Raw genomic sequence first — 23,289 nt, 5'->3', positions numbered from 1 at the left:
CCCGGCGCTACAAGCCGGGCTCGCGCGCCGCGACCTCACGCAGCACAGGCAGCAAGCCGTAGGCTTCAAACACGGCTTTGATCTGCTCATCATTGCCGGTGCGCCTGCTCTTGTTGCGCCGCTTTAACGACACCTCCTGGCTGCCTGCAATCACTGGAAAACGCTGCATCCACACCCCACGCCCTTCCAACATGGTGCACACGGTACCCGCTTTCAGGCTCATGGCTTTCAACCATACATCGTCGGCATTGGGAGCCAGACGGGAAAAGGCCTCAACGTCGTCAATGCTGTCGTCAAAACAACCGGGGAAATACAGCACACCACCCACGCCAGTGGGGAAAATCATTAGCGAGCTGTCGCGGTCATCATTGCGCCGCCACCATTGCTTATAGGGCAGCAGCTCGCCCTTTTCGTCTAAGCGGATACGGTGGCCGCGCGTACAGTGAATCTCATTGGGCGCTTGTAAGTGAGCGCGATAGAGCTGGTCGACCATGTCCTGTGGGTAAAGAATATCGTCGTCAACCGTGAGTAATAACGCCTCGGGGTATTTCTGCAGGGCGTAGAAGAACTTGGTATAGGGGCCGAGATCTTTCTCAACAAACTCGATGTCCAGCCCGCGCGCGCATTGACGCTTCAGAATTGCCGGAATATCGGCATCGCTGAACTCCTCGGCAGACAGCCACAACACGATACGGTCCGGTTTATGGGACTGCTGAAGCAGACTCTCAATCGTTAAATACACATCGTGAATGCGCTTGCTGAAACTGGTTAGCGAAACAACGATGGGGCGCGGCGTATTTTCCGCCACACCCCGTTCTGTGCGATGCAAGGCATCGGCCTCAAAGCGCTGGGTCAAGGCCTCAACCCGGCGGTCAATCGCCTCGGCCAATGCGCGTTTTTGGCGCTTTTCCTGGCGGAGTTTTTTCAACATTGTGTAATGATTCCCGTAATCTCTGTCAGAGCGATGGCGTCGCCCAGCTGTGTCACTGTATGCTGCGCACTGTATCAAACCGTGAACAACTATGCCCTTACTTGCTCTACAACACCTTTGCTGCCCCATTGATGGCGAGGCCATGCAGCGCAGCGATCAACAGTGGCGCTGCCCGCGCGGTCACAGCTTTGATATTGCTCGCCAAGGTTACATCAACTTGCTGCCGGTACAGCACAAAAAATCCAAGGACCCCGGCGACAGCAAAGCCATGGTCAATGCGCGCAAGCAATTTTTGGATCGCGGTATATACCGGCCCATTGCCGATGCCATCACTCAGTTATTGCTCGACGAATTTGGTGAGGCAGCGTCATGCAGCGTTTTGGACGCCGGTTGCGGCGATGGCTACTACCTCAACACGCTCGCACAAGCGCTGGTCGACCGGGGCGGCAACGCCACGGCAATCGGCCTGGATATTTCAAAGTGGGCGCTGCGTTGCTGCCTGCAGCGCAACCGCTCACTAAACGGCATTGTTGCCAGCAATCGCAGCGTGCCGCTGCCCTCCGCCAGCCAGGACATCGTCCTCTGCGCCTTCGGTTTTCCGGTGTACAACGAATTTTCACGACTACTGCGCGACGGCGGCTACTACCTTCAGGTGGACAGCGGCCCCGACCACTTACTGGAATTGCGGGAAAAGCTGTACGCCGAATTGCGGCGCAGCGAGCCACCGAGCCTGGGCAAGGCAGAACAACTTATCGGCCCCTTGCATAGGCGAGTGCGCGTCCATCAACAAACCCGCGCACTGTCACGTAGCGAGCTTGACGAGCTGCTAAGCATGACACCCCACAACTACCGCGCCACCCACGAAGCTCGGCAAGCGCTGTTAAGCAGTGCACCGATGTCACTAACCCTGGATGTAGAGCTGCGGTTATTGCGCTGCCATGGCGCTGTTGGGGAAGATCAGGGGAATGAATAGTGCCGCTCGCGGTCTATTGATCGCAGCGCACTGCTAAACCTCGCCCCAGCAGCGCTTGAAAATGGCACAAATGCCCCCACCATCGGGCACATAAGAATATTGTCACAGGTAGACCTTAAATGACCGAACACCAACACATCAGCCAGCTCCACGACTGGTTGAACAGCCAGATTATCGGCCAGCAGCAACTCACCCAACGCCTGCTTATTGCCCTGTTGGCAGACGGCCACCTGCTGGTTGAAGGCGCCCCCGGCCTGGCGAAAACCAAGGCGATCAAAACCCTCTCCGATGCCATTGAGGGCAGCTTCCAGCGTATTCAGTTCACCCCGGACCTGCTACCTGGCGATGTCACCGGTAGCGAAATCTATCGCCCCGAAACCGGCGTGTTTGAGTTCCAACGCGGCCCCATATTCCACAATCTGTTGCTGGCCGACGAGATCAACCGGGCCCCGGCTAAAGTGCAGTCCGCACTGCTGGAGGCCATGGCGGAAAGGCAGGTCAGCGTCGGCAGCCACAGCTACGCCCTGGACTCCTTGTTCTTGGTAATGGCAACCCAAAACCCGCTTGAGCAAGAGGGTACCTACCCACTGCCAGAGGCTCAGCTCGACCGCTTCCTGATGCATGTCAATGTCGACTACCCCAGTGCAGAAGCCGAGCTGGCCATTCTGCGCAGCGTACGCAACGAGGCCCAGGGCGAGCAAAGCGCTGCGCCGCAAATCAGCCAGCAGGCGATATTCTCGGCAAGACAGCAGGCTTTGGATATTCATATGGCCGACGCCGTGGAGCAGTACATCGTGCAACTGGTCGTCGCGACGCGCAATGCCGGCCAGTGGGATCAACAGCTCGACCAGTGGCTCGATGTCGGCGCCAGCCCGCGAGCGACCATCGCCCTGGACCGCTGCTCGCGTGCCCATGCCTGGCTGGCCGGCCGAGACTACGTTAGCCCGGATGATGTCCAAGCTGTCGCCCACGACGTGCTCCGCCACCGTTTAATTATCAGCTTCGCCGCTGAGGCCGAGGGCGTTGCCCGCGACCAATTGATAGACCGACTGATTCATTGCGTACCCGTTGCCTAAACCGCTATGGCCAAAGCGACGTCTTCAACAGAATCAATGAACTACGTAGTTCGCGGCGCGAGTGTTAACCGCGCTGCGCTGATAGCCGCCAGACTGACCGCGCGGCAACTTCGCCTGCGCCAACAACGGCGCCACGTCGCCCGACAAACCGGCAATCACCCGGCGCCCTTCAAAGGTCGCGGCTTAAGCTTCCAACAACTTCGCGCTTACCAAGGCGGCGACGAGATTCGCCACATCGACTGGCGGGTAACCGCGCGCACCACCAAGCCGCACACCCGCGTGTTTGAGGAAGAGCGCGAGCGGCCGATTGTTATTTGCCTGGACCAGCGTCGGCCGATGGCCTTTGGCAGCCGCCATTGCTTTAAGTCAGTGATGGCCTGCCACGCCGCGGCGCTGCTGGCATGGAATGGTCTGGACAGCAATGACCGAGTCGGCGGCCTTATTTTTTCCGACGACCGCCATAACGAGTTTCGGCCTAAGCGCAGCAGCCGAGCAGTACTGCATTTGTTAAACAGCGCCTGCGAGTACAGTGAGCGGCTACTCCAAGCGCCCGCTGTGGATAAACAACCCCTGTCGTCGGCGCTAGAGGAACTTCGGCGCATCACCAGGCCGGGCTCATCAGTGTTTATCTTGAGCGATTTTCACGACTACGATGACGAGGCCCACAAGCAATTGCTGCTGCTGTCACGTCACAACGACATTGTCGCGCTGGGCATCAACGACCCGCTGGAGCTGCGCTTGCCGCTGCAAGGTGCGCTGCCCCTCAGCGATGGCCAACAGCGTTCGGTCATTAATATCGACCAGCGGCTACAACAGCACTACCGCGATCACATTGCACAGGCCCAGCAAACGCTTCAACAACAGCTGCGCCAGCTGGGCGTTGTTTTGTTACCACTGAGTACCGATGACGACCTACTGGACATCCTCAGCAGGGAGATCCGGCTAACATGACGCCAAGGCCCACTGACCCATTGGCCCGACTCGCCGACATCCACCTACCGCCACCGCCAGCTGATTTCCCCTGGGCCTGGGGCTGGTTTGCCCTGCTCGGACTGCTGTTGTTGGTCGCCCTCGCCGGTGCGCTGTATTGGCGCCGCTGCTACAACCGCAACGCCTATCGCCGCGCCGCGCTGGCGGAGCTCGGAAAGCTCGCGCAGCAAAGCGATGACAGCCTTTACGCCGCAAGCGCCAATCAATTGCTGCGCCGAGTCGCTTTACAGCTTGATGGCCAACGCGCCGCTACTGCGCGAGGCGACGCCTGGTGCGAGCTATTAAATAGTTACTGCAAGCACCCTGTGTTTACTACCCAGCAGTTTGCCGAACTGGAGACCGCCGCTTATCAGGCAACGTCGCAGCTGACTGATCGCGACGGGCTGCATAGGTCAGTAAGCACATGGCTGCGCACGCACAGGAGAGCGAAGGGATGCTGAGTTTACAGTGGCCATGGCTGTTGTTGCTGCTGCCCCTGCCACTCATCGTTAGGGCACTGAGCAAACCCGCAAGCGAGCAGGCCGTGCGAAGCGCCCTGCGGGTGCCGTTTTACCACCAACTGATGCAGCTTCGCGACCGCGAAAGCCTCAGCATAAAAAACACCAAAAGCCCGCTTATCATTGCACATTGGCTGCTCTGGCTCAGCCTGCTTGCCGCCGCCAGTGGTCCACAGTGGGTGGGTGAGCCTCAGGCGCTTCCCAGCACCGGCAGGGATCTAATGCTGGCAGTCGATATCTCAGGGTCGATGGCTCAGCAAGATATGAAAGTTCAAGGCAGCGCCCTGCCTCGCATTACTGTCGTAAAGGCAGTCGTCAACGAATTTGTCCGCCAGCGCCGAGGCGACAAGCTCGGACTCATCCTGTTCGGCTCGCGCGCCTACATTCAATCCCCGCTCTCCTTCGACTTGGCGACTCTCGGCCAGCTAATGGATGAAGCCGAGGTTGGCTTCGCTGGCAAACAAACCGCCATCGGCGATGCCATTGGCTTTGCCATCAAGCGACTGCGCAAACGCCCGGAAAATAGCCGCGTGGTAATTTTATTAACCGATGGTGCCGACACCGCCAGCACCCTACCGCCCTTAGAGGCGGCTGCCGTAGCCCAGCGTGAGAATATCCGCATTTACACCATTGGTGTCGGGGCAACAGAAATGGAAGTACCAGGGCTTTTTGGCAGTCGGCTAGGGGCGCGAAAAATTAACCCCTCTGCCGACCTGGATGAAAAAACACTGCGCGAAATCGCCCACCAAACCGGCGGCGAATATTACCGCGCGCGCAACACAGAAGAACTGCAAGCGGCCTACAATGCCATTGCCGCGTTAGAGCCAATTGAGCAGGAACAGCAACAGATTCGGCCGCGACGCTCCCTCCTCCACTGGCCATTGACCGCTGCGCTAATAACAGCGCTGGCGATTACCCTGGCGCAAAGGAGATCGCAATGATAACGCTACATTGGTTGCGTCCCGAGTGGGTGTGGAGCGCACTGCCAATACTACTGTGCTTATGGCTCCACCTTCGCCAGCAGCGTTTGGCGCAGCAGTGGCAGCAATTTATCGACCCTGGCTTATTGCCCCACCTCCTTGAGCAACCGCGAGGCCGCTATTCTCGGCGCCTGTGGCCAGTTTTCTTGGCGGGATTATTGTGCTGGCTGGCACTCATGGGACCGAGCTGGCAACGCCTGCCAAGTCCCGTATTGGAAGACCGAGGCGGCTTGGCGATTGTGCTGGACCTGTCCCCCTCCATGCTTGCCGAAGACCTACAACCGTCGCGCCTGCAGCGGGCTAAATATGCCATACGCGATCTGCTGGCACTGCGCGCCGACGGCCAAACAGGCTTGGTGGCCAGTGCGGGCGACGCCTTTGTAGTAGCGCCGCTCACCGATGATGGCAACACCCTCAATACGCTGCTGCCCGCCCTCCATCCAGCTATGATGCCTGTGCAAGGCAGCAACCCCCTTAGCGGACTCGTCCAGGCGCAGCAGCTACTCGACAATGCGGGTAGCCCCAGCGGCCACATTCTTCTTATCGGCGATGGCTTTTCTGCACAGCAGCTAAAGGGACTGGAGGGCTTTGTCGACCAGTCCTCTTACCCGGTTTCAATTATCGGTGTGGGCAGTGAACAGGGCGCGCCTATCCCCCTGCCGGAAGGGGGCTTTTTAAAGGACTCACAAGGCAATACCATCGTCGCCAATATGCCAGAGGCCTTGATGCAGGCCCTGGCCCGCAAAGCCGGGGGGCAGTACATTAACTTAAGCGCCCCACTGGGCGATTCCGCCCTGCGCAAACTGGCAGCGGGCAGCCAACAATTTGAAGAGAGTACACAGCAGCAAACCTTCGAGCAGTGGCAAGACGGCGGTCAGTGGTTAGCCCTGCTCCTGCTACCCTTTGCCCTGCTGGCCTTCCGACGCGGTGCTGTGCTGATTATATTCCTCGCGATACTCACCCAGCCCGAGCACAGCTATGCGCTGGACTGGCAGCACCCGTGGAAAACCGCCGACCAACGAGCACTGCAGCGCTTTCAGGAGGCGCCCGCAGAAGCCGCCGAACTATTCCGCGACCCTATGTGGCGCGGCAGCGCCCACTATCGCGCCGGCAACTATGCCGCGGCGGCGGATGCTTTCGCAGAGCGAGACTCCGCTGACGCTCACTATAACCGTGGCAACGCACTGGCCAAAGCGGGAAAACTGGACGAGGCCTTGGAGGCCTACGATCAAGCGTTACAACGCCAACCCGACATGGCCGATGCCAAAGCCAACAAGGCATTAGTAGAGCAATTAACAAAACAACAGCAGCAAGGCGGCGACCAAGGATCTGAAAACCAGGGTTCTAAAAACGAGGGTTCTGAAAACCAGGGCTCTGAAAACAAAGGTTCTGAAAATCAGGCCTCTGAAAACCAGGGCTCTCAAAATAAAGACGCTGATAACCAAGAACAAGGCGGCGACCCGCAAAGTAACAACGCCGCGGCTGACAACAATGCCACCAGCGCAGGCGGAAATAGCAAAGGCAAAAACCCGCAACAGTCTTCGGGGGAACAGCAAGCCGACCCATCAGAGGATCCAGGCACCGACGATTCCGGCGCCGCACCTGCTTCAGAAAACACGGCGAACCAGAGGGCTCTCGCCGAACAGCACGCGCAACAACGCGGTGAGAATGACGATGCGCAAAACGACGCTGTCGCCCGACAAAGCGACGGCACTACGCCCGCTGAAAATGCCAAAGCAGCGCCTGCTGCTGGCGCCGCTCAGGCGCCGCTGTCAGAGGAAGAACAGGCGCAAGAGCAGTGGCTGAGAAATATTCCTGACAGCTCGGATACGCTGCTTCGCAACAAATTCCAATACCAATATGATCAGCGCCGCCGCCAAGGCGAGCTGCCGGAGGCCGAAAACTATGCCCCGTATTAAGTATCTAGCGACCTTGTGGCTGAGCTTTTTTGCGCTTTGCTGTAGCGGCCTCGCGCAGGCCGAAACCACAGTACGTGCCTCGGTCGACCGCAATCAAGTCGCCCTGGAGGAAACCCTCAACCTCACCTTGTCGGCCGACAGCATTTTATTCAGCGGTGAGCCCGATGTAAGCGAGCTGAGCAATGATTTCCATATTCTGAACCGACAGCAGAGCAGCCGTACCAATATCGTCAACGGCAAAATCAGCAGCAGCCGTCAGTGGGACTACACGCTGGCCCCGAAGCGCGAAGGCGACCTGACCATACCCGCCATCACCATGGGCAACAAACAAACCAAGGCGATAAGCATCCGCGTCACGCCGTCAAACAGCGCGCGACGCCAGAATACTGACAATCGCCAAGTGTGGTTAGAAGCGGATATCACGCCGCGTCGCGGCTATGTTCAGCAAATGCTGGAATACAGCGTCAAGCTATACAGCTCGGTGAATTTTCTCGACGCCACCCTGGATCCCCTGGAAGTCGACAATGCCCTGGTCGAATCACTAGGGGAGAGTCGTTACCGCCAACGCATTGATGGCCGCAGCTTTCAGGTTATTGAACGCCGCTACGCCGTTTTCCCTCAGCGCAGTGGCACATTGGAGATACCTGCGTTGACGCTGCAAGCGCGCGTGGAAAGCTACCGCCCTTCACTGTTAGACCCAGGCCGTTTACTGGTACGTCGCAGTCCGCCCATGGAGATTGATATTCAATCCCCCCCCGCAGACTTCGACGGCGCGCTATGGCTGCCCGCAGGCAACGTAGAGATATTTGAAGAGTGGAGCAGCGACCCCGAGCAACTGCAGGTGGGCGAGTCGATTACCCGTCGCGTGGATATTCGCGCCGAGGGGCTGATGGCAGCGCAGCTACCTGCACTGCCTCGCTACGACCTGGCAGGGGCCAAGCTCTACCCTGACCAGCCAGTGCTGCAAAATAACAAAGATGAACAAATACTGGTTGGCCTGCGCAGCGAATCCACGGCGATGATCGCCAACGAAGCCGGGCGCTACACCCTGCCCGAAATAAAACTTGCCTGGTGGAACACACGCACTAACCGCGCCGAGCTGGCGGTATTACCCGCCCGGGAGTTAGTCGTAAGTCCCGCACCGGGCGCGCCCGGCGATGAGGCGATCGAAACCGCAGCGTCGCAAGCTGCGCCCTCGGCAACCCCGCTCAGCGGCCCAGCGATTTCCACAGACACTCCACTGGCGCCCTACCGGATAATTATTGCCCTATTAATTTGCACCAACCTTCTCTGCCTGTGGGCGCTGCTACGCCGTCGTGATCGCACAGAGCCTCCCCTCCGCGATACTGAGAAGAATGACCAACACGAAAAGGCGGCTTACCAAAGGCTGAAAAAGGCCTGCAAACAGCGCGATACCCGCGCCGCGAGAGCGGCGTTACAAGACTGGGCCTCTCACCAGCAAGACGGCTATCGCAGTTTGGCGGAGCTCGTCGCTCACGAACCCGCCTTTGCCACCCACGTCGACAGTATCAACGCCGAACTTTATCGCACCACCGAGCCCTGTGTGGATTACGCCGCGTTGCTACAGACCGCAGCGACCTACAGAAAGCAGCAGGCCGCGAGTCCCGCCAAACCGGCCCTCGCGCCACTGTACAAGAACCTATGAGCACCACTTATGTTTTGGCATCGTCGCGGCCGCCGACAACCATCACACCGCCAAGAATCACCAGCGCAATGCCAATCAGTGTGAGCGTATCTGGCAGCAGGCCCCAGATCAGCCAATCCAGCAGCCCGCCAAAGACCACCGCAAAATAACTGGTCGGCGCGAGCACCGATGCCGAGGCATAGCGATAAGCCCAGGTGTACAGCAGAAAGCACAAATAGATCACCACCCCCATATACAGCAACCAAGGGTAGGCCGAGAGATGCACGTCGCCGCCCTGCCAGAGAAAAAACGGCACGCTGACCATCAGGGACACGGCAAAGTAATAGAACAAGATCCGATTTGCGGGTTCAGTGGACGCCAACATACGCGTGGTAATCATAGAAATAGCCAGGCCCAAGCCCGAGACCAGCGCAACCAAATGCCAGATACTCAACTCCGCAAAGCCCGGCCGCAGCACCAACACCACCCCGGCAAAACCCAGCAGTAAGGGTGGCAAGCTGCGACGGCTCACCGGCTCTCGCAACGCAAAAAATATTAACAGGGGCACCATCAATGGTGCGCTGTTGCGCAGCAGCGTGGCTTCTAACAGTGAGATTTTACTGAGCGCGAAAAAGTAGAAGTAGAAGCATGCAACCCCACTTAACCCCCTCAAAAAATGCATGGGCAGGCGCTCACTACGCAAGCTGGCAACGCCGCCGCGCGCAACACTGGGCAGGGTAAAAACAAAGGATATGCTGTATTGGGCAACGATCATTGCCGATACCGGCACCTGCATTCCCGACAAATGTTTACCGACCGCGGCAACGGTCGCCGACAGGAAAACAGTGAGCAGGGACAAGCCAACGCCAATGGCTAAGCGCCGCCTGTCTTGTGAAAATCGAAAAGGAAAACCTGCCACAACACCGCCCAACATACCGATAATAGGACTGCGCTGTGGCGCAGCCGCCGAACACTATAAATAGCGCTGGCGACCTTTACCAGAAAAGAGGAGTGGGCGGCGCTATTGCCGCCACGAATTTAGTGGCCGCACTTACCTTCGCCACACTTGCCTTCGTCACGGGCTTTGTTGCCGCCACATTTACCCTCGCCGCACTTGCCTTCGTCACGGGCTTTGTTGCCGCCACATTTGCCTTCGCCGCACTTACCTTCGTCGCTGGCTTTTTTGCCACCGCACTTGCCCTCGCCGCATTTACCTTCGTCGCTGGCCTTTTTGCCACCACACTTGCCTTCGCCGCATTTACCCTCAGCGTGCTTACCAAAATCCACTTGTTGATAGCCACTGCTCAGCGATTGCGCACTGAAGGGGTTGCCGCTATCGCTCACCGCAGCGGAAGCAAGACTTGAAGCGAACATGGCGGCGGTCAGTGCTGTCATTTTTGATTTATTCATGGATGTACTACCTCGTTTAGAAAGTTTAATTGACGCCAGCGAAAAGCACCTGCGTTACAGCATAGATGACTCACAGAGAAAGTTGTTACAGCGAATTAATAAAATTTATTGGCATCGCTGGAATATTTCCAGACGGTGTAACAATGGCGAACGCGGTTCGTCTATGGCCCATACCTGTAAAAATAAGGATGCTCGCCATGACGTTTCTCCAGACCGCTACTGACACGGTCACTCGCCTACACAAGGGACTAGGGCGCCTGCTGACGCCGCTCTCTGGTCTGCCGTCACTGCTGATTCGGCTCTATCTGGTACCAATATTTTGGATGGCAGGCAGCAATAAGTACCGCCATTTCGACGATACCGTCGCCTGGTTTGGCAACCCCGAGTGGGGCCTCGGGCTACCCATGCCAACACTGATGGCAGGCTTGGCTACGGCCACTGAGCTGGCGGGTGCCGCCCTGCTGCTCGTTGGCCTGGCCACACGCTGGATAGCGGTGCCGCTCGCCGTTACCATGCTGGTGGCCGCCACCACCGTGCACTGGTCCTTTGGTTGGCAGGCGATCGCCGATGCGAGTGCCCCCTTTGCAAATGCCCGTGTTGACGCCGCAGCGGAAAAACTGGACGCGGCAAAATCCATTCTTCAGGAGCACGGCCATTACGATTGGCTGACCGAGAGCGGCAACTTCGTGATCCTCAACAACGGCATCGAGTTCGCAGCCACCTATTTCATTATGCTACTGGCCCTGATCAAAATGGGCGGAGGGCGCTACGTGAGTATCGATGACGGCCTCCACCGTTACGTGACGCGACAACGCCACTAAAGATGTCAGCAATTTTACCGCCAAGCATTGCCGTCGGGTCGCGTTATCAGGGACACTATGGCCTACGTTTCGCAATAAAACGAAGGCCACTACGCGTGTCACAAGTAACGCAAGACGACGCCCTGCTCGAACGCCTGCAAAGCGGTGACAACGCCGCATTCAGGGATCTTATTGTGCGCTACAATCAGCGCCTGCTCATTGTGGCCCGCGCCATTATTGGTGATGTCTTTGCCGAGGATGTGGTACAGGAAGCCTGGACCTCAATATTCAGGGCGATAAACCGCTTCGAGGGACGCTCTGCACTATCGACCTGGATGATCCAGATCGTCAGTAACGAGGCCAAATCGCGACTTCGCAAGGAGAAGCGCCATATGAATGTAGCCGATACCGAGCAGCTTCCTGCGGCGCTCGCAGAGAGCCGTTTCGCCGCCGATGGCCACTGGCAAATCCCGCCAGCGCATTGGGAACTGGGCACGCCGGAACGCCTGCTAGAGGAAGACCAGTTGCGCTGTTGTATCGAGCACACATTAACGTTGCTACCGGAGAACCAAAAAGCGGTGTTTATGCTGCGTGATTTAGAGCAAATGCCACTGAGTGATATTGCCGATCAATTGCTGCTAAGCGAAAGCAATGTACGCGTATTACTTCACCGAGCGCGACTCAAGCTATTAGATGTTGTCGACCACTTTCAGGAGACGGGGGAATGCTAAGCTGCAAGGAAGTAAGCCATTTGGCCAGTGACCACCTCGATAACCCGCCGCGCGGTTGGGCAGGCCTGCAATTTAAAATGCACCTGATGATTTGCGGCCCCTGTCGGCGCTTTCGGCAGCACCTAGTGACAAGCCGCGACACCGCAGCGAGGTTAGCCCGTCAACTTTGGCAAGAGGACAACGACACCGCTACCCGCATTCTCGACAAAATCGACGAGTCAGCGGGCAAAAAGTGAGCGGATTATAGCAGCGGGAATTCAACTCGGAACTCGCTGCCACTCTCACCGTCACTGATAACGCTGACACGGCCACCATATTCGCTAACGAGGCGGCGAATAGACGCCAGGCCAACACCCTCGCCCTCCGAATGAAATTGCTCGAAGAGCGCAAAGACACGCTTCTGCTGGGCAGCGGGAATCCCGCGGCCGTTATCCCGTACAAACAGCGCGAGGCCACCCGTCGTGGGGTCGGGTAAGCGGCCGATATCCACTCGCAATGGGCGCTGGCCACTGAAGCGTTTGGCGTTGCGCAATAATTCTCTGATAACCAAGGTCAGCGTTCCACCCGGCAGCACGGCGGTACCCAAGCCGGGCGGTTGAATGCTCACGACATCGGCCATCGCCTCGTCGTCGATAATTCGCGACACCAAGCTGTCCAGGCTCAACTCCTCAACGGGCTCATTCAAGGGCAGCTGGCTATAACGCTGCAAGCCGGCATTCAAGCGCGACGCCTGGCTGCTTGCCTCACGGACTTTGCTTAACCATTGCCGCGATTCCTCGCTCAACTCCTGGCCAGCGCGCTCTTGTAGGCGCTTGCTGTATACATCGATAACCCTCAAGGGCTCGACAAAACCCTCGGTACTGGCGCGCGAGAATTCTTCCAGTGCCGTATTGCTATTACTGAGCGACTCATTGGTCTTTTCGAGTAGGGTTTTATTCAACCGCGCTTCGGCGAGCTCTTCGGTACGCTGGGTAACAAGGCTCTGCAAGTCTGCCGACAAACGCTCCACCTCTTCTTGTTTACGACGGTTCTCCGCAATTTCATTCTGTAACTGATTGTTCAGCTCGACCAACTGCGCGTTACTCGGCAACGCCAGGGCTTTGGGGATGAGGGGCCACACGAGTATTGCCGTGCCGACAGAGGCGATGGCTGTTATCGCCTTTATGGTGCCGCTTAACCAATAAGCACCGTACCAAACATTCAGAATATTCACTAAGTGCGTGGTACCACACGCAAAAATAAACACCGCAAACATCAAGAACATATAATTGAACTTGAGATCGTCACGCCGTTTGACGAGGACAATCAAAGCAATGGGAATCGTGAAGTAAGACAGGGTAATTAAGGTGTCGCTAAGAACGTGCAGAAACACCAACTGCTCATTCCAAAGGTAGCAGTGACCATGGGGTGGCATTTCCGGCCCCAGGATACTGCGCCAGAACTCATTCATGACTTGCCGCCTCGCTGTGGTAATGCGCTGAGTGTAGCCGTTTTACGCAAAATTACATTGTCAGCAAGCACACCGCCCAGGGTTATTGGGTAATCTACCTACCTTTGTTGGGGTGGCTGCTATCGCCGGAGGGGTGACGAGCAGTGACGCGCTCATAGCACTGCTGGATATCGACCATATCCGCATCCATATCGCCGGTAGGCATACACGGCGACGCGAAGCCAACCCGTTTTTCCGCGTAATCAAGATACACCGGCACAATGGGCACACCCGCCCCTGCAGCAATGTGGTAGAAGCCGCCCTTCCAGCGCTCTACTGCCTTGCGCGTACCTTCCGGGGCAATAATCAGCACCATGTCATCGGTATTGTGAAATTGCTCAACCATATGCTCAACGAAGTTATGTCGACTTGTGCGCTCTACCGCAATACCGCCTAACCAACGCAGCAAGCTCCCAAGCGGGCCGAGAAATAAGCTGTGCTTGCCCATAAAGCGCACCTGTCGCCCCAGCGCAGCGCCAAGCGCTACCATCAAGAAAAAGTCCCAATTACTGGTATGCGGCGCAACGACCATCACATATTTGCGCGGCGTCGGCGCAGGCATCTGAAAACGCCACCCTCGCAGCCGAAACACGCCGCCGACTAACCAGTGAATAGCTATTAATACCCGGGGGTAACTGCACACCGTTTTACGCTGCGCTATCTCAGAAACATAGGAAGTCATGAGCCGCTCTACATCGTTATTGTTATTTGTCGGTCATCGCCGACGCTCAGAATCATACACAAGAATCTACGCCGACGCTTGCCGCCCTGAGCTGCCCCCGCTATCCTCGCCAAAACACCATAATATGCGGCCTAGCTGTCGCGCCGCGACACCGGAGCCCCAAGTGAGCCGACTTCTTAAGCTACTGCTTATCCCCTGCTACCTGTACAGCTGCATTGCCATCGCACAGCCCTCAAAACCCGTGGACCTGCGCGCACTGGACAACAATCCGGCTGACGCACAAACCAGCCGCGACCCAAAAGAAACCCTGCTCTACAGTTACGGCGAGATCTACTTCGACGACAGGGACGACCTGCTGGACAAAGCACTGGAGGTAAAAGAAGAAGGCGAAAATCTCGAGGCGAGGTCGCGAGGCCTATTGTTGATTCCGGGTGACGAACAAGATTTAGTCGACGCGCTCGAAGCCTTGGACGGCGCGACCACCAGCCTGCGCAGCCGCGGCACAATTATTCTGGCAACATCCAATGAGAGCCCGTTTCACTACCGGCTGGGCAGCGAGCTGCGTGGCACTGCGCGCTTTTACTATGACGAAGGCGATGAAAATCGCCTGCGCTTTGCCGGAATAACCGGCCTGTTTGGCGGCCCCGACCTAGAATCCTACATGGATATCTCCGCCGTGCTGGAAAACCACGCGGGCATCAATTATCACTTCCGTCTGGACGCTCTGCCGAATACTGAATTTGGAATTCTGGGCAAGATACAGGTCATCAGCTTGCTTGAGCGTCGCATCGATTACGATGACTACGAAAAGAATAAAGTGTTCGACTGGGACACCGACATTAAGAACCGGGTGCAACTCAATGCCGACCTCGGCATGCGACATACCATTGGCCATGTCGGCCTGCACCTAATAGTCAAAGACTTGTATACCGAATCCCTGCGCGGAGCCAGCGGTGACCTCTACCGCCAACGCAGCCGGGTGATCGCCGGGATCGACTATCGACGCCCCTGGGGAGATGTACAGATCATGGGTGACCTTGTGCCAAGAGCACGCTTTGGCGAGGCACCACAGCGTCGCGACGTCAACATCTCGGCGAGCTTGAACGTTACCCGACGATTTGCCCTCGTTATGGGTTACAACTACGCTGAGCACCGCTACGAGCGAGATACCGGCAACGCCGGCATCCGCTATACCCTCGGCCGCTCGCTGAGGGCGGAAATCAGCGTGACAGCAGCAGGCAAACGCGAGCTCGGCGGCCACGCGTCACTACAACTGCCACTCTAAGCCTGGACCCTGTTTTCGGGGCGGAGGCTGCCCCTAGGCAGCAGCGCTGCTAGGGGCAGCGTTTTCGTCGGCGAGCTCCTGCTTGGCGGGAATGTGACTCATGGCATGCTCGGTCAAGGCTGTGATGGTGAGCGAGGGGTTTACACCCAGGTTCGCGCCCAGCATGGAACCGTCACAGATATACATGTTTTGGTAGCCAAACACCCGGTTGCGGTAATCAATCACTCCCTCGTCAGCAGAGCGCCCCATCGCCGCACCGCCCATACAATGCGCGGTGGCAGGAATATTAAAGAGCACCTCTGTAAGCAAACTTCCCGCCATTCCACCCAGCTTTTCCGCCGCCCGCTGGGCGAAATCGCTGGCCTGAGGAATATACGTGGGAATGCGTTCGCCATGACTGAGCATTTTCTTGCTAAAGGGCCAGTACCAAGGGCGCCGGTAGCGCATATCGATATGCCCTTCCAGGGTTTGCATACACAGAAAAATAATCGTTTGCGAGGCCATACCAAAGGGGATCAGCATGCGAATCCCCTGCAGGGGACGGGTTAGCAGGAGCTTGAGTACGGTCTTGATCCACACAGCGATGCGCGTGGCACTTGTATCGCCGCGCGTCATTGCCGTAACCAACATGCCCATCGCGTCGGACCCTTTTGGATAACGCGTTGCTTCGATATGCGTGTGCTCATCCAGGTACACCCCCGAACCTATCGCAATCCCCTTATCCATTTCCGGATTGCCCGGCACACGAACCCCAATCAACGACTCTGCATTGGTTCGCACCCGGCGACCCAGTTGCGACGAAATATTTGGCAGCGACCCTTTGTCGCGCAGTTTAAATAACAAGTCTTGAGTGCCCAGTGACGAGGCCGCAAACACAACCGAGCGCACTCGCCAGCGGCGGACATTTTTGCGAAATAAAGAGGTACTGCTTATCGCCGTGACCTCATAGCCCTGCGAGCCTTGGGCATCGCCGAGTGGTCGCACATCGACGACCTTGCTCTCGGCAAATACTTTTGCGCCCTGCTTTTCTGCAAAGTAAAGGTAGTTCTTATCCAGGCTATTCTTGGCATTGTGCCGGCAACCAACCATGCAACCACCACAGGCGATACAGCTGTTACGCGCCGGACCATCGCCACCAAAGTAAGGGTCGTTATAACGGGTGCCCGGCTCATCCTCTTCGTTGCCGAAAAACACGCCCACCTGTGTTCGGTAGAACGTGTCACCACAGCCCCAGTCGTCAGCAATCTCTTTCAGCGCATGATCTGCGGGCCCAAGGATGCGATTTTCTGTGACCCCTAACATCGCCCTGGCAGAATCGTAATGCCGGGGCATAACCTGCTTCCAGTTAGTCAGGCCCGCCCAGCTGCCGTCATCCCACACCGTTTCCTTGGGCACCAACAGCGTGTTGGCATAAGTCACCGACCCGCCGCCAACGGCGTTGCCCTGCAAGATCAGCACATGCCGGAACCAGCGAATATTGAAGAAACCTTTTAAGCCAAGCAGAGGGCGCCACAGCCAACGCCAAAAACGCCAGTTGCTGGCGGGCAGGTTGTCGGCATTCCAACGCTTCCCCGATTCAACCACGGCAACCGAATAGCCCTTCTGCGTGAGCCGGTGAGCCGAAACGGAACCGCCGAAACCTGACCCCACCACCAAATAATCAAAATCGTAGTCTTGTTGTTTGCTCATTGTTCTCTCAGCGCCGCTGCGCCGCTCTTTGGTAAAAGACTCTCCGTCAGAACCGATGCCATTCTGACAATGCATGTTGTCACTTTACATTTGACAACGCGCCATGTCAAAATTTTACCCATGACAAATTCAAACCCCGCACGCCGCCGCTCTTATCGCGGCCAAAGCCCCGATGCGCGACGCGCTGAACGCCGCCAGCTTCTTCTGCAGGCGGCGCTGGAAGTGGTGTCTTCTCAGGGATACAGCAACGCAACCGTTCGCAGTCTGTGTGCGTCGGCGGGGTTAACAGAGCGTTATTTCTACGAGTCGTTTGCAAACCGCGAGGCGCTGCTTGGCGAGCTGTATCAACAGCAAACCGCCCTGCTTCGCGACGCGATGTTGAACGCCATTGCCGCTCCCGGCTTATCGACTGAGCAAACCATGCGCACCGGGCTAAGTGCGTTTTTTGAAACCCTAGAGAAACAACCGGAGCTGGCGCGGGTCATCCTGTTTGAGATCTTTGGCGTGAGCAAAGCGATGGATACGCTCTACTATCAAGCGATGGAAGAGTTTGCCGAATTGATCGGCGAACTTGCTCAGGTGCTGGGTATTGCCGAGTTCAGCAAACCCGCCAATGACAGCATGGTCTATGCAGGGTTGGTGGGCGCCGTGGTTCAAATGGCGCGGCGCTGGGTGTTAAATGGCTATCACGAAAGCCGCGAGTCGTTAATAGAAAGCAGCGTGCTGCTGTTCACCGCCGTGTCGGCACATCACCAGCGTCAATCAACCAGCAGCTGATCACTCAATGCATCCAGCTGTCTGCTCGCGTCTCGCCAGCCCGGCATGGCCGCATCCATCAACGCGTAAAAAGCGCTGCTGTGATTCATCTCGCGGATGTGACACAGCTCATGAACAATGACCATATCAATGCACAGTGGCGGCGCCTTCATCAGACGGATATTCAAGCAAATACCGCGCCTTGAGCAGCTCCCCCAGCGCGAACGCATTGTCCTGACACGCAGCGGCGGCAGCGGCTGCGGCCACGGCAGGCTCGCCGACAGCTGCGTTAGGCGAGCGGCAAAATAGTCGCGGCTGCGATCGCGTAACCAGCATAAAAACAAGCGGCGAATATTTTCCGGGCTTCGATCTCTGGCTTTGATAACCAGCAAACGCTGTTCGGGAAAAATGCTCGCGCCACGTCCCGGCTCAACGCGCAATTGCCAACGCTCACCCAGATAGGAAAAATAGTCGCCACAGCGATATTGAGGAGCCGGCGCCGCCGGCACTGCCTGCTCAATACACGACCTCAGCCACCGGCCGTGACGGCGAAGCATTGCATCAATTTCGTGCTGGGGAGTATGTTGCGGCACGCGAACCTCAACATCGCCGCTCGGGGAAACGCGCAACGCCAAGCGCCTGCGGCGTTGCGACTGGCGACGCACCACGTAGCGCACCGACAGGCCCTCCAGCTCGAGCTGTCCCTGCTCAGTCGCTGGCGGAGTCACGCGAGTCCGTCAACGCTGGATCTTGTGCAACGGGAAATTCGCAACAGAAAACTGCCCCGCCACCCGGGTTGGCCTCGTAGGCGATATCGCCGCCATGGCCCTGCATAATCGTCTGGGACACTGACAGACCAATCCCCATCCCTCCCTCTTTGGAAGTGACGAAGGGGCTGAATAACTGCTCTTCCACTTCCTTTGCGAGACCGAGACCAAAATCACGAACGCGAAAACCAACCCGGCCGTTGGCGAAAAACGTACTCACCTCAACCGGCCTGGTGCTTTGCGCCGCCGCTGTCGACTCCATCGCATTGCGAATCAGGTTCAGAGCGACTTGCTGAATCTGCACTTCGTCGCCATAGACTGTTGGCAGGTCATTGGCGCCCATAAACACTACGCGAGTACGGTTGACCTTCGAATCCACCTCCGCCAGCGCCAACACGTCTTCCAATAATTCATTGAGCGACAGTGTCGCCTTCGCCCCTGAGGGTTTTTTCACGTAGCTGCGCATCCGCTGAATCACCGCCGACGCGCGCTCGGCCTGCACACCGATTTTACTCAGCACATCGTCCAGCTTACTGCGCTGCGCCTCGGGTAAGTCCGCCAGCAGGCGCTGGGCAACGCGGGCGTAATTACTCACTGCGGTAAGTGGCTGATTGACCTCATGGGCGATACCCGCTGCCATTTCGCCCCCGGTGCTTAAACGCTCAATATGCGCCAGGTGCTGACGCTGGTGGTCCACCTCGTTTCTGGCCGCCTCCAGCGCTTGTTGATTTGCCAGCCATTCGCCAATATCGCGCAATACCAGCACTGCCCCACCCTCTGCGCTGGCGCTGCCGCTCAAGGCCACCTGAACCAGCTCGCCGTCCTTGCCGGTTAGCTCAACGTGGTTCTTTCGCAAGCTCACACCGGCTTCGCAGAGCAGCGACAAGGCTTGGTTTAAGCCGTCGTCACCGGGGAACAGTTTCAGCGCCAGCAGCGGCTCGCCGAGCGCGTCAGCCTGTGGCCAGCCGGTGAGCTCTGCGGCGCGTGCGTTCATCGAGGAAACCCTTCCGGCGCTGTCGAGGCCAAAAATCCCCTCATCCACCGCGTTGAGAATACGCTGATTCTCATCCTCCAGTTCGCTATTTCGCTTGGCGAGCGCTCGCTCCAGGCGCTGCAACTTGATGTGCGTGCGCACCCTTGCGAGTACTTCATCGGCCTGGAAGGGTTTGGCGATATAGTCGACACCACCAATGGCCAGGCCGTGTACTTTGGACTGACTATCGGTCAATGCCGAGAGGAAAATAACGACGATATCTTCGGTTTCGGGGTCCGCTTTTAAGCGCTCACAAACCTCAAAGCCGTCGACCCCCGGCATCATGACATCCAGCAGTATCAGCGCGGGCTTAGCGCGCTTTGCCGTGTAGAGCGCTGACTCACCGTCGCGCGCGGCCAACAGCCGGTAGCCACTGCCTTCAAGCGTCTTAAACAATACCTGGAGATTGGTGGGATTGTCGTCGACGAGCAGTATCTGCTCTCCGCCACGATCAGGTGCCATCGACGGCGGCTCCTTCATTTACTGACTTGAACAATTGCCCTAAGCGCTCAAAGTCGAATTCACGCAGAAGGCGCTCAGCCTCTTCACTCAACTCGCGCTGCTCTGGGTGACGCTTACGCAGCACCTCAAGCAGTTCTCGCAACCCGGTGACATCACCGAGGTCTACGGCATGGGCTAATTTTTCCAGCAATTCCTCGGGCAGCGGCACATCCTCAGACGCTGATGCATTCGGATAAACATCGATATATCCCGCTTTTAACGCCGCCGGCGCAACGCTCGCCACCGGTGAGTCGTCTGGCACGGCGGTATCGCAGAATCGCGCCATTACCTTGTACAGGTCTGCCATGCTAATCGGTTTGGGAAGGAAATCATCACAGCCGAAGGAGCGCGCTTCTTCCACCATTCCCTCGTCGGTGGTGGCCGATGCCATAATAATGGCAACGTCGTGTTTCATTTCCTGCTTAATGATCCGTGTTGCTTCCATGCCGTCCATTTCCGGCATTCGCAAATCCATCAAAATAACGGCGGCGTCGCGCTCCTTCAAACGCTCTATCACTTCAAGACCGTTCGCCGCTTCTCGAACGTCGTCGGTAATATCTTCGAGCATGCCCAGCAATACCTGGCGATTCACCGCAACGTCGTCGGCAACAATCACCGCAGGATTACCCGATATTTCGGCTTCTTCGGCGACGGGCTCCTGCGTTTCGGGCGCATCCAATAACGGCGAGCTTTGCTCTGACACGGGCATTAGCGGGATATGGAAGTAGAAACAGCTGCCAACACCTTCCTCGCTGCGCACATTCAAACTGCCACCCATCGCCTCTACCAGGCGGCGACAGATTGACAGGCCGAGTCCCGTTCCCTTACCGTCTTGAGGATTCACTTGGCGGAAGGGCTCAAAAACATCTCGCAGCTTGTCGGCGGGAATACCAATACCGGAGTCGCGAACCTCAAACTGCAGGCTATCGTCAACTTCGTTAACACCAACCTTCAGGCCTACCTGTCCACTGTTGGTGAACTTGACGGCGTTATCGAGCAGGTTAACCAATACCTGCCGCAGTTTTACGGCGTCGAATTGCAGCTTGCGCTCAACATCCTCGGCAACCTCAATGATGAACTCCAGGCCTTTCGACTTCGCGCGATGGCCGACAATGTCGCCAACACTGGCGATAACATCATCGAGGTCATTCGCTTCGCATACGATATTGATATTGCCACTTTCAATTTTTGCCAGATCAAGCACATCGTTAATCAAGTTCAACAAGTGCTTGCCGCAGCTTTCGATCGCGCGCAAATACTCTTTGCTGTCTGGCGGGAAGCCCTGCTCTTTTTGCAATAATTGCGCGTAGCCCAGTACGCCGTTAAGCGGTGTGCGCAACTCGTGGCTCACACTTGAAAGGAACTGGCTCTTGGCGTGAAGCGCATCTTCAGCGGCAATGCGTGCATCCACCAAATCCTGCTCCATGCGCTTGCGCTCGGTGATATCGGTCATGATACCCATCGCGCGCAGGGGCTGGTCGCGCTCGTCATTTTCTACAACGTCGCCGCGACTGTATATCCAGTGGTAATTTCCGTCGCTGTCGCGAACCCGAAACTCGACACTATTGCCAGTTGCCAAACCCAACCAACTATCGACGGCAGAGGCGATAATCTGCAGATCATCCGGGTAGGCAATTTCTTTAAATGCCGCCACGGCATAGGGCTCGCTCGGAGGGGTGTAGCCCAGCGAGCGAAAGAAGCTGGCACCCACAGTCACTAAGCCAGTGCTTAGGTCGAGATCCCAGAGGTGGTTTTGGGCGGCATCCAAGGCTAATTGGAAGCGCCGTTCACTGAGTTTAAGCGCGCGCTCCGTTTGGGTGCGCTTCTCGACCATGAAGTTGGCATCTTCCGCCAAGTGTTGAAACTCGGCAAACGGCAGCCGCTCAACGTCGATAAATGTTGAACGCTTGCTGGCGTCGGCAAAGAACTGCTGGAAGATGTTGAAGCCGTGCGCACTGCGCCGAGCCAACCAGCGCGCCGCTATCATCGAGAACAGCATCAGGCCAAAGGCGATGACCAAGATGAATAAAATATGTTCTTCTACACGGCTCTGCAGGGCGGAGCGCTCAGCCAACAGTTTGGCATTGAGCTCGTCCAAAAACACTGCCGAGCCCAGGGTCCAGCCCCAGGGCTGGTAGCGACGGATATAGGAAACCACCGGCTGCTGACCGCCTTCCCGGTCTCGCCAATTCAGCTCGGTAAACAAGCTGTTGTTTTCGGCGTCCAACCCCTGAGTAACGGCAAGCACGTCCGGCATTGGCTGGCCCACTGCCTCGGGGTCATAGCCATTGACCAACTGCCGCCCATCGCCGTCCACCATAAACAGGATTGAGTTTTCGGTATCGACGGGCACAGCGGCTATACGCTCAACAACTTCTTTCTGAACGCGCGCAATCTCGTCATGCAGGTAAACACTCGCCCCCATGTACAAGCCAAGCGGCTCAAAGTAGTACACAAAGCTGAAGTTGCGCTCACTGGTGCCAGGGCGACTGCTGTCAGTGACTCGGTATTCTACAAAGTCGTAATTTTTCTTTTGTGTGACCGAGCGTATCTGTTCGGCAAAGGCATTAAGCACCTTGCCGTCGCTCAGGCGTTTATCACCAGCGGGGTGCATGGGCGGCAAAATTGCCCGCCCGGCGGAATCGAAAAGAAAGAAAAAGCCGTTGTTGTCGTGAAAGCTGAGCGAGCTCATTGTGGTGCGCAGGCGGCTCAGCTGTTCCTTACGGCTCTCACCCACATATTCCTTGCGCGTGTTCTCTATGAGAGACAGACCAATGGCCACTTGGTGGCGCAGGTCGTTGTAAAGCTGACGGTTGAGCTGAGTGCGCCTAAATTCTAAGTATTCAACGGCCTTGTCGACCTCGCGACGCAGCAGTTCACGGCGCGACTCGATATAACTGTCGCGCCAATCCTCACTCTGCTGAGTGTAGCGCTCGTACTCTTTGGCGATCCAGATGTAACCCAGCACAGCCAGCGGAATTGCCGACAAGGCAACCAGGCTGAGGAGGTATATCTGTACTAAACTGCGCTTCGATTTCATGCGCACCCTTTCTTCTTCATATTGGTGGCCCGAAGGCATATAAACCAGAAGCTTATCGGCTCAGATCGCGCTTCGCCAGTATCGCAGTGAGGAAT

General features: G+C 57.1%; 21 protein-coding genes. 12 read left to right on the top strand and 9 right to left on the bottom strand.

Going from position 1 to position 23,289, the window contains the following annotated elements; all coding sequences use genetic code 11:
* Positions 1 to 7: 7 nt before the first annotated feature.
* Positions 8 to 931, bottom strand: a complete 924-nt coding sequence (locus tag ABNS66_RS03800; protein ID WP_286836652.1) for a glycosyltransferase family A protein — start codon at positions 929 to 931, stop codon at positions 8 to 10.
* Between the two features lie 91 nt (positions 932 to 1,022).
* Between ABNS66_RS03800 and ABNS66_RS03795 the strand changes: the two genes are divergently transcribed.
* The 7 genes from ABNS66_RS03795 (at position 1,023) to ABNS66_RS03765 (ending at position 9,032) form a co-directional block, all read left to right on the top strand.
* Positions 1,023 to 1,904 carry a putative RNA methyltransferase gene (locus tag ABNS66_RS03795; protein WP_286836654.1) on the top strand — a complete coding sequence of 294 codons (882 nt, stop codon included), beginning with the start codon at positions 1,023 to 1,025 and terminating at the stop codon, positions 1,902 to 1,904.
* Positions 1,905 to 2,023: 119 nt separating this feature from the next.
* Positions 2,024 to 2,980, top strand: a complete 957-nt coding sequence (locus ABNS66_RS03790) for a MoxR family ATPase (RefSeq protein WP_286694353.1) — start codon at positions 2,024 to 2,026, stop codon at positions 2,978 to 2,980.
* A 36-nt stretch (positions 2,981 to 3,016) separates the two neighbouring features.
* The gene (locus tag ABNS66_RS03785; protein ID WP_286836656.1) at positions 3,017 to 3,931 is read left to right on the top strand and encodes a DUF58 domain-containing protein; all 915 of its coding nucleotides are present in this window, start codon (positions 3,017 to 3,019) and stop codon (positions 3,929 to 3,931) included.
* Positions 3,928 to 4,410 carry a DUF4381 domain-containing protein gene (locus ABNS66_RS03780; RefSeq protein WP_286836658.1) on the top strand — a complete coding sequence of 161 codons (483 nt, stop codon included), beginning with the start codon at positions 3,928 to 3,930 and terminating at the stop codon, positions 4,408 to 4,410. Before ABNS66_RS03785 ends, ABNS66_RS03780 begins: the two co-directional genes overlap by 4 nt.
* Positions 4,404 to 5,408, top strand: a complete 1,005-nt coding sequence (locus ABNS66_RS03775; protein ID WP_286836660.1) for a VWA domain-containing protein — start codon at positions 4,404 to 4,406, stop codon at positions 5,406 to 5,408. The genes ABNS66_RS03780 and ABNS66_RS03775 overlap by 7 nt, the downstream gene beginning before the upstream one ends.
* The gene (locus ABNS66_RS03770; protein ID WP_286836662.1) at positions 5,405 to 7,366 is read left to right on the top strand and encodes a VWA domain-containing protein; all 1,962 of its coding nucleotides are present in this window, start codon (positions 5,405 to 5,407) and stop codon (positions 7,364 to 7,366) included. The genes ABNS66_RS03775 and ABNS66_RS03770 overlap by 4 nt, the downstream gene beginning before the upstream one ends.
* Positions 7,353 to 9,032, top strand: a complete 1,680-nt coding sequence (locus tag ABNS66_RS03765; RefSeq protein WP_348655206.1) for a BatD family protein — start codon at positions 7,353 to 7,355, stop codon at positions 9,030 to 9,032. Before ABNS66_RS03770 ends, ABNS66_RS03765 begins: the two co-directional genes overlap by 14 nt.
* A 7-nt stretch (positions 9,033 to 9,039) precedes the next feature.
* Here the strand turns inward: ABNS66_RS03765 and ABNS66_RS03760 are convergent, their stop codons facing one another.
* Both ABNS66_RS03760 and ABNS66_RS03755 read right to left on the bottom strand, forming a co-directional pair.
* Positions 9,040 to 9,930, bottom strand: a complete 891-nt coding sequence (locus ABNS66_RS03760; RefSeq protein ID WP_348655205.1) for a DMT family transporter — start codon at positions 9,928 to 9,930, stop codon at positions 9,040 to 9,042.
* A gap of 119 nt (positions 9,931 to 10,049) precedes the next feature.
* Positions 10,050 to 10,421, bottom strand: a complete 372-nt coding sequence (locus ABNS66_RS03755) for a hypothetical protein (protein WP_204995108.1) — start codon at positions 10,419 to 10,421, stop codon at positions 10,050 to 10,052.
* A 197-nt stretch (positions 10,422 to 10,618) separates the two neighbouring features.
* Here ABNS66_RS03755 and ABNS66_RS03750 point away from each other — a divergent pair, with 197 nt between their 5' ends.
* The 3 genes from ABNS66_RS03750 (at position 10,619) to ABNS66_RS03740 (ending at position 12,188) form a co-directional block, all read left to right on the top strand.
* The gene (locus tag ABNS66_RS03750) at positions 10,619 to 11,242 is read left to right on the top strand and encodes a DoxX family protein (RefSeq protein ID WP_286837527.1); all 624 of its coding nucleotides are present in this window, start codon (positions 10,619 to 10,621) and stop codon (positions 11,240 to 11,242) included.
* Between the two features lie 95 nt (positions 11,243 to 11,337).
* Positions 11,338 to 11,952 (top strand): sigma-70 family RNA polymerase sigma factor, encoded by a 615-nt coding sequence (locus tag ABNS66_RS03745; RefSeq protein WP_286837529.1) that lies wholly within the window; start codon positions 11,338 to 11,340, stop codon positions 11,950 to 11,952.
* The gene (locus ABNS66_RS03740) at positions 11,946 to 12,188 is read left to right on the top strand and encodes a zf-HC2 domain-containing protein (RefSeq protein ID WP_286837531.1); all 243 of its coding nucleotides are present in this window, start codon (positions 11,946 to 11,948) and stop codon (positions 12,186 to 12,188) included. Before ABNS66_RS03745 ends, ABNS66_RS03740 begins: the two co-directional genes overlap by 7 nt.
* A 5-nt stretch (positions 12,189 to 12,193) precedes the next feature.
* Here the strand turns inward: ABNS66_RS03740 and ABNS66_RS03735 are convergent, their stop codons facing one another.
* Both ABNS66_RS03735 and ABNS66_RS03730 read right to left on the bottom strand, forming a co-directional pair.
* Positions 12,194 to 13,402, bottom strand: coding sequence for an ATP-binding protein (locus tag ABNS66_RS03735; protein ID WP_286837533.1), 1,209 nt, complete (start codon positions 13,400 to 13,402; stop codon positions 12,194 to 12,196).
* A gap of 94 nt (positions 13,403 to 13,496) precedes the next feature.
* Entirely contained in the window at positions 13,497 to 14,123 is a 627-nt protein-coding gene (locus ABNS66_RS03730; protein ID WP_286837535.1) for a lysophospholipid acyltransferase family protein, read from the bottom strand.
* Between the two features lie 163 nt (positions 14,124 to 14,286).
* Between ABNS66_RS03730 and traF the strand changes: the two genes are divergently transcribed.
* On the top strand, positions 14,287 to 15,408 hold the full coding sequence (traF, locus tag ABNS66_RS03725; protein ID WP_286837537.1) for a conjugal transfer protein TraF: 1,122 nt from the start codon (positions 14,287 to 14,289) through the stop codon (positions 15,406 to 15,408).
* A 33-nt stretch (positions 15,409 to 15,441) separates the two neighbouring features.
* Here traF and ABNS66_RS03720 read toward each other — a convergent pair whose 3' ends face one another.
* On the bottom strand, positions 15,442 to 17,097 hold the full coding sequence (locus tag ABNS66_RS03720) for a GMC oxidoreductase (protein WP_286837538.1): 1,656 nt from the start codon (positions 17,095 to 17,097) through the stop codon (positions 15,442 to 15,444).
* A gap of 120 nt (positions 17,098 to 17,217) precedes the next feature.
* Here ABNS66_RS03720 and ABNS66_RS03715 point away from each other — a divergent pair, with 120 nt between their 5' ends.
* Positions 17,218 to 17,874 (top strand): TetR/AcrR family transcriptional regulator, encoded by a 657-nt coding sequence (locus ABNS66_RS03715; protein WP_286837541.1) that lies wholly within the window; start codon positions 17,218 to 17,220, stop codon positions 17,872 to 17,874.
* Here the strand turns inward: ABNS66_RS03715 and ABNS66_RS03710 are convergent.
* The 3 genes from ABNS66_RS03710 to ABNS66_RS03700 are packed head-to-tail and all read right to left on the bottom strand — an operon-like array spanning position 17,856 to position 23,194.
* A complete protein-coding gene (locus ABNS66_RS03710; RefSeq protein ID WP_286837543.1) occupies positions 17,856 to 18,581 on the bottom strand; it encodes a SprT family zinc-dependent metalloprotease in 726 nt (241 codons plus the stop codon). The two genes, ABNS66_RS03715 and ABNS66_RS03710, sit on opposite strands and share 19 nt — an antisense overlap.
* Positions 18,562 to 20,115, bottom strand: coding sequence for a response regulator (locus ABNS66_RS03705; protein WP_286837545.1), 1,554 nt, complete (start codon positions 20,113 to 20,115; stop codon positions 18,562 to 18,564). Before ABNS66_RS03705 ends, ABNS66_RS03710 begins: the two co-directional genes overlap by 20 nt.
* On the bottom strand, positions 20,105 to 23,194 hold the full coding sequence (locus ABNS66_RS03700; RefSeq protein WP_286837547.1) for a cache domain-containing protein: 3,090 nt from the start codon (positions 23,192 to 23,194) through the stop codon (positions 20,105 to 20,107). Before ABNS66_RS03700 ends, ABNS66_RS03705 begins: the two co-directional genes overlap by 11 nt.
* Between the last annotated feature and the right edge of the window lie 95 nt (positions 23,195 to 23,289).

It is taken from the genome of uncultured Spongiibacter sp. (genome assembly GCF_964011655.1).
GTDB lineage: Bacteria > Pseudomonadota > Gammaproteobacteria > Pseudomonadales > Spongiibacteraceae > Spongiibacter > Spongiibacter marinus.
This window is presented reverse-complemented; position numbering and strand designations above follow the sequence as displayed.

Bases quoted from the DNA above. Each gene is read 5' to 3' on its own strand.
- ABNS66_RS03750 (WP_286837527.1), top strand. From the start codon at position 10,619: ATGACGTTTCTCCAGACCGCTACTGACACGGTCACTCGCCTACACAAG.
- ABNS66_RS03800 (WP_286836652.1), bottom strand. From the start codon at position 931: ATGTTGAAAAAACTCCGCCAGGAAAAGCGCCAAAAACGCGCATTGGCC.
- ABNS66_RS03790 (WP_286694353.1), top strand. From the start codon at position 2,024: ATGACCGAACACCAACACATCAGCCAGCTCCACGACTGGTTGAACAGC.
- ABNS66_RS03795 (WP_286836654.1), top strand. From the start codon at position 1,023: ATGCCCTTACTTGCTCTACAACACCTTTGCTGCCCCATTGATGGCGAG.
- ABNS66_RS03700 (WP_286837547.1), bottom strand. From the start codon at position 23,194: ATGAAATCGAAGCGCAGTTTAGTACAGATATACCTCCTCAGCCTGGTT.
- ABNS66_RS03755 (WP_204995108.1), bottom strand. From the start codon at position 10,421: ATGAATAAATCAAAAATGACAGCACTGACCGCCGCCATGTTCGCTTCA.
- ABNS66_RS03770 (WP_286836662.1), top strand. From the start codon at position 5,405: ATGATAACGCTACATTGGTTGCGTCCCGAGTGGGTGTGGAGCGCACTG.
- ABNS66_RS03705 (WP_286837545.1), bottom strand. From the start codon at position 20,115: ATGGCACCTGATCGTGGCGGAGAGCAGATACTGCTCGTCGACGACAAT.
- ABNS66_RS03735 (WP_286837533.1), bottom strand. From the start codon at position 13,402: ATGAATGAGTTCTGGCGCAGTATCCTGGGGCCGGAAATGCCACCCCAT.
- ABNS66_RS03765 (WP_348655206.1), top strand. From the start codon at position 7,353: ATGCCCCGTATTAAGTATCTAGCGACCTTGTGGCTGAGCTTTTTTGCG.
- ABNS66_RS03720 (WP_286837538.1), bottom strand. From the start codon at position 17,097: ATGAGCAAACAACAAGACTACGATTTTGATTATTTGGTGGTGGGGTCA.
- ABNS66_RS03775 (WP_286836660.1), top strand. From the start codon at position 4,404: ATGCTGAGTTTACAGTGGCCATGGCTGTTGTTGCTGCTGCCCCTGCCA.
- ABNS66_RS03740 (WP_286837531.1), top strand. From the start codon at position 11,946: ATGCTAAGCTGCAAGGAAGTAAGCCATTTGGCCAGTGACCACCTCGAT.
- ABNS66_RS03780 (WP_286836658.1), top strand. From the start codon at position 3,928: ATGACGCCAAGGCCCACTGACCCATTGGCCCGACTCGCCGACATCCAC.
- ABNS66_RS03730 (WP_286837535.1), bottom strand. From the start codon at position 14,123: ATGACTTCCTATGTTTCTGAGATAGCGCAGCGTAAAACGGTGTGCAGT.
- ABNS66_RS03715 (WP_286837541.1), top strand. From the start codon at position 17,218: ATGACAAATTCAAACCCCGCACGCCGCCGCTCTTATCGCGGCCAAAGC.
- ABNS66_RS03785 (WP_286836656.1), top strand. From the start codon at position 3,017: ATGAACTACGTAGTTCGCGGCGCGAGTGTTAACCGCGCTGCGCTGATA.